At 68.3% G+C, this 4299-nt stretch carries 6 protein-coding genes; 3 read left to right on the top strand and 3 right to left on the bottom strand.

Annotation, left to right across the window (positions count from 1 at the left end):
* The first annotated feature begins 10 nt into the window (after positions 1-10).
* Complete coding sequence (locus M3498_14335; GenBank protein MDQ3460456.1) at positions 11-355, top strand: nucleotidyltransferase domain-containing protein; 345 nt, start codon at positions 11-13, stop codon at positions 353-355.
* On the top strand, positions 339-746 hold the full coding sequence (locus M3498_14330) for a HEPN domain-containing protein (GenBank protein ID MDQ3460455.1): 408 nt from the start codon (positions 339-341) through the stop codon (positions 744-746). Before M3498_14335 ends, M3498_14330 begins: the two co-directional genes overlap by 17 nt.
* 75 nt (positions 747-821) lie before the next feature.
* Here the strand turns inward: M3498_14330 and M3498_14325 are convergent, their stop codons facing one another.
* Genes M3498_14325 through mreD form a run of 3 tightly spaced genes read right to left on the bottom strand, consistent with a single transcriptional unit; the run spans position 822 to position 3670 of the window.
* Entirely contained in the window at positions 822-1382 is a 561-nt protein-coding gene (locus tag M3498_14325) for a septum site-determining protein MinC (GenBank protein MDQ3460454.1), read from the bottom strand.
* Positions 1379-3148: a penicillin-binding transpeptidase domain-containing protein gene (locus M3498_14320; protein MDQ3460453.1), complete on the bottom strand. Its 1770-nt coding sequence runs from the start codon at positions 3146-3148 to the stop codon at positions 1379-1381. The genes M3498_14325 and M3498_14320 overlap by 4 nt, the downstream gene beginning before the upstream one ends.
* Before the next feature lie 33 nt (positions 3149-3181).
* Entirely contained in the window at positions 3182-3670 is a 489-nt protein-coding gene (gene mreD, locus M3498_14315; GenBank protein ID MDQ3460452.1) for a rod shape-determining protein MreD, read from the bottom strand.
* 84 nt (positions 3671-3754) lie between these two features.
* Here mreD and M3498_14310 point away from each other — a divergent pair.
* Positions 3755-4299: isoaspartyl peptidase/L-asparaginase (locus M3498_14310; GenBank protein ID MDQ3460451.1), on the top strand; the 545-nt coding region annotated here is incomplete at its 3' end.

The following is a 4299-nucleotide window of genomic DNA, read 5'->3' as shown; positions in this document are numbered from 1 at the left end:
TGATTGATACATGACGCGAACGTATCCCTACCCTGAAGTCACGGATGAACTGCTCGAGGAGGTAGTCGAGCGGATTGTGGCGGTTGGCGACCCCTTGAAAATCGTGCTCTTCGGCTCGAGGGCGAGGAACGAGGGGCGAGCCGATAGCGACTTGGATCTGCTGATTCTCGAGGAGTCCGACTTACCCCGCTACAAGCGGTCGGGACGCTACCGCAAGGCGCTCTTCGGCGTCTTTCCCTCTAAAGACATCGTGGTGTGGACGCCGCAGGAGGTTAGGGACTGGCAGGCGGTTCCGCACGCTTTTATCACCACTACCCTGAGGGAGGGGAGGACGCTCTATGAAAAGCAAGCTTGACCATGCTCGAGGATGGTTCCTCAAGGCCGATAGCGACCTCTCCGCCGCCAGCCAGATACTGAGCGGCGCAGGACCTTATGACACCGCTTGCTTTCATGCCCAGCAGGCAATCGAGAAGCTTTTGAAGGGAATGCTCGCTTTTCATGAACAAGCCATCCCTCGCACGCATGACCTCGAGGAACTCGCGCAGCTCTGCGAGGTCTTGGACCCGTCTCTGAAGGCCGACCTGACGAGCCTAAACCTGGCAGAGTTGAGCGACTATGCAGTCGTCCTCCGCTACGACAGCGAGTTTTGGCCCGAACATAAGGTCGCCAAGGACGCCGCAGACTTGGCGGCGGCTGTCCGCTCGCTCGTTTTGTCAGGCGGATTGTGGCGCTTGGCGACCCCTTGAAGGTCGTGCTCTTCGGCTCGAGGGCGAGGAACGAGGCGCGCGCGGATGCGGATGTGCCCGCGCGGCCATGCGTTCCTACCTGCCCCAGGGCTGAAGCATGATCTGGCCTTCGACGATCTTGGCGATTTCGGGGCCGGAAGTCGCCTCTCCCCCGACCCCGGACTGCGCCAGCAGGCCCGCGATGCGGAGCTGCGGCGCGAGGATCGTCTGCGCCCAGATGATGGCGTGCTCGTTGCCCGCGGCGCCCGCGTGCGCCAGGCCGCGCAAGAGGCCGAGGACGACGACATCGCCGTTGGCGACCACTTCCGCTCCGGCGTTGACGTCGCCGAAGATGATGGCCGAGCCCGTCGCCTCGACGCGGGTGCCGCTGCGCACGGTCTTGGGCACGATGACGGTCTCGCCGACCGGGGCGGCTTGAACCGCGGCCGGTCGTGCTTCGGTCACCGCGCCGCCCGCCTCTCGGACGAGCCGTTCGGCCGTTTCCAAAGCCGACCACGCCACGCGGCCGGAGAGCTCGACAAAGACGGTGCCGGTTAGAATGTGGTCCTGCCCCGCCAGCCCCGCTTCGACCGAGCTCACGTCGTCCCCCGCGTCCAGACTCAAGATGATGCCGCCGCGCGTGCCTCTGCTCTTCACTCTAGCCCCCAGTATACTGCCATGAAGTCCGTGACGGCGGGCAGCGCTACCCCGCTGCCCTCGCCGCCGTTTTGAAAAAAGGCCACCACCACGATCTCGGGACTCGCCACCGGCCCGTAGCCCATGTACCAGGCGTGCGAGTCGGCGCCGGGCGCCTGCGCCGTGCCCGTCTTGCCACCCGTCACCACGGCAAAGCGGTGCGGACCCAAGCGGTGGTAGGCCGTGCCGCCCTCGCGGGTGGTGCCCATCATCCCCTGCTTCAAGGTGTCCCAGTGGCGCCCCGGCACCAGGGTGACGGGCACCTCTACGGGCCGGTCGCCGATCCTTTTCACCAGGTGCGGCTGGACCCGGCGGCCGCCCATCACGATGGTGGCGAGCATCTGGGCGATCTGGACGGGCGTGACTAAGAGGTCGCCCTGACCGATCGCCATGTTGACGGTCATGCCCGGCCGCCAGGCGTGGCCCCAGCGCTCCCGCACCCAGGCGTCCGTGGGAACGAGGCCGCCGCGCTCCTCTAGCAGGCCCAGGCCCACGGGCTGGCCGAAGCCCAGTTGCCGGGCTCGAGCCTGCATCTGCTCGGCGAAGGGCGACCAGCCCGCCCGGTCGGTCGCTTGGTAGAACCAGGTGTTGCAGGAGTCGGCGATGGCCTGGGTGAGGGTCTGGTTGCCGCGGCTGCCCTGGCTGTACCAGTTGCGAAAGACGATGCCCCCAAAGGTGTAGGCCGGGGTGCAGAGGTAGCGGGTGCCGGCGCCGACGTGACCGTTCTCGAGCAGCGCCGACGCCGTCAAGAGCTTGAAGGTCGAACCCGGCTCAAAGGCGTTGACCGCCCGGTTCATGGTGGGCTGGTAAGCAGCGTCGCCCAGAAGCGCCGAGATGCCCGCGTTGTCCGGCGGGCGGCGGGTGAAGAGGTGCTGGTCGAAGCCGGGCTGGCTGGCCAGGGCCAGGATTTCGCCGCTGCGCGGGTCGAGGGCGACGAGGGCGCCCCGGGTCGCGGTCTGCTCGAGCTCGAGCGCCGGACGGTCACGGGCGAGCTTGCCGGCGCGCTGGTTCTCGAGCGCGCGCGCGAGCGCCTCTTCGGCCGCGCGCTGCAACCCGGGGTCTATGGTCAGGGTGAGATCGCTGCCGGGCTTGGCGGGAGAGATCTCGGTCGTCTTGACCACCGCGCGGCGGCTGTTGACCTCCTGAAGCGACAGGCCGGGCGTGCCAAAGAGCGTCTCCTGATAGGAGGCCTCGAGGCCCATCAGGCCGTAGAGTTCGCCCACGGCGTAACCGGGGAAGCGCTGCGGGTCGGCCTCGGTGGTGTAGCCGAGGAGATGCGCCGCCAGACTCGTCGGATAGGTCCGCTCGGTGCGCCTGAAGAGATAGAGGCTGTCCTGGCCCGCCACCAGCTCCTCGACGGCCGGGACCACCTCGTCGGGCAGGTTCGAGGCCAGGGCCACGCCGAGCGAGCGCTCGCGCAGGTTGGTAGGGTCGGGCGGCCGCGGCTCCTCGCCGGCCCCGGCCAGAAAGCTGATGCGCTGCCAGTTGTGGATCTCGCCGCCGCGGTACATCAGGTCCACGGCGAGCCGGCTCGTCGCCAGGGCGGTGCCGTCGCGGGCCAGGATCCGGCCACGCAGCGGCGCCACGCGCTGCTGCTGGATGGCGTTGTCGGTGCTGAGCGCGCGGTACTCCTCGGCGTGGAGGATCTGCAAGACGGTAAGCCGGGCGCTCAGCCCCAACATCAGCGCGAAGATGCCGAGGAGCAACACCCTGAGCCGGCGCGTCACGGCGGTTCCTCCCGGACCTCGAGCCCCAGCATGCTAGCGCGTCTCTCCGGCCAAGGTCGGCCTCTTCACCAGGGCGTCGGCGATCTGCAAGATGAAAGGACTGAGCATCAGGGTCAGCAGGAACTCGGGCAAGGCCACCGCCCAGAAGGCGGCGAGGATGCTGGCCGATTCGTTGAGCCAGAGCAGCATGAGGGCGAACAGCAGCCACTTGCCCGCAAGCGCCGCGGCCACCAGCACGAGGCGCTCGGCGACGCCGACCTGGCTGATCTGCGCGCGCACGAAGGTCGCCGCCAGAAAGGCGCCCGCCAGCCCGAGCGCGTGCACGCCGAGGACGCCGTGGCCCATCACGTCCTGCACCAGCCCCACGCCGTAGGCGACGAGGACGAGCTGCCAGGGGCGAAGACGCCCCATCAGGGTCATCACCGCCAGCAGGAAAAGGTCCGGCGCGGGCAGCGGGGCGATGAGCACGGCCAAGACTCCCTGGGCAAGCAACAGGGTCAGGTAAAAGAGGAGGCGCCGCACAAGTGTTACTCTATCGTTAAGCTTATAGCGAGTCTAGTCTAACCGTCTCGCGGGCCTCGGTCCGCAGCGACAGAAAGGGCAACCATGGCATCTATCGTGCTCCACGGCGGGGCAGGCAGAATCGCAGAGGCGGACCGGGAGGCTTATGTGCGCGGCCTCACGGCGGCGCGAGACCTTGGCTTTGCGGCGCTCGAGAGGGGCGAGAGCGCCCTGGCGGCGGTCACCCAGGCGGTTACGAGCATGGAGGACAATGCCGAGGCCTTTAACGCCGGCTTGGGTTCCTCGCTGAACCGAGACGGCGAGGTCGAGTGCGACGCCGCGGTGATGGCGGGCTGGGACCAAACAGCGGGCGCGGTCGGCGCGGTCATGCGCATCAAGAACCCCGTTCTGGCCGCGGACAGGGTGCGGACGGAGAGCCCGCACGTGCTGATCGTCGGCGCGGGCGCCGAAGCCTTTGGGCCGGAACTCGTCGAGAACGGCGCACTGGTCGCGCCCAGGCAGCTCGAGCGCTGGCAACGCTGGCGTGAAAGGAATGAGGGCCCGGCCGGCTCGGCGACCGTCGGCGCGGTGGCCCTCGATAGGGCGGGCCGGCTGGCGGCGGCCACCAGCACGGGCGGCGTCACCGGCAA

The organism is Deinococcota bacterium (assembly GCA_030858465.1).
GTDB lineage: Bacteria > Deinococcota > Deinococci > Deinococcales > Trueperaceae > JALZLY01.
Note: the sequence above shows the minus strand (reverse complement) of the source record. Positions and strands in the feature narration are given on the sequence as shown.

Coding starts and splice junctions, on each gene's coding strand:
- M3498_14335 (MDQ3460456.1), top strand. CDS start 11: ATGACGCGAACGTATCCCTACCCTGAAGTCACGGATGAACTGCTCGAG.
- M3498_14330 (MDQ3460455.1), top strand. CDS start 339: ATGAAAAGCAAGCTTGACCATGCTCGAGGATGGTTCCTCAAGGCCGAT.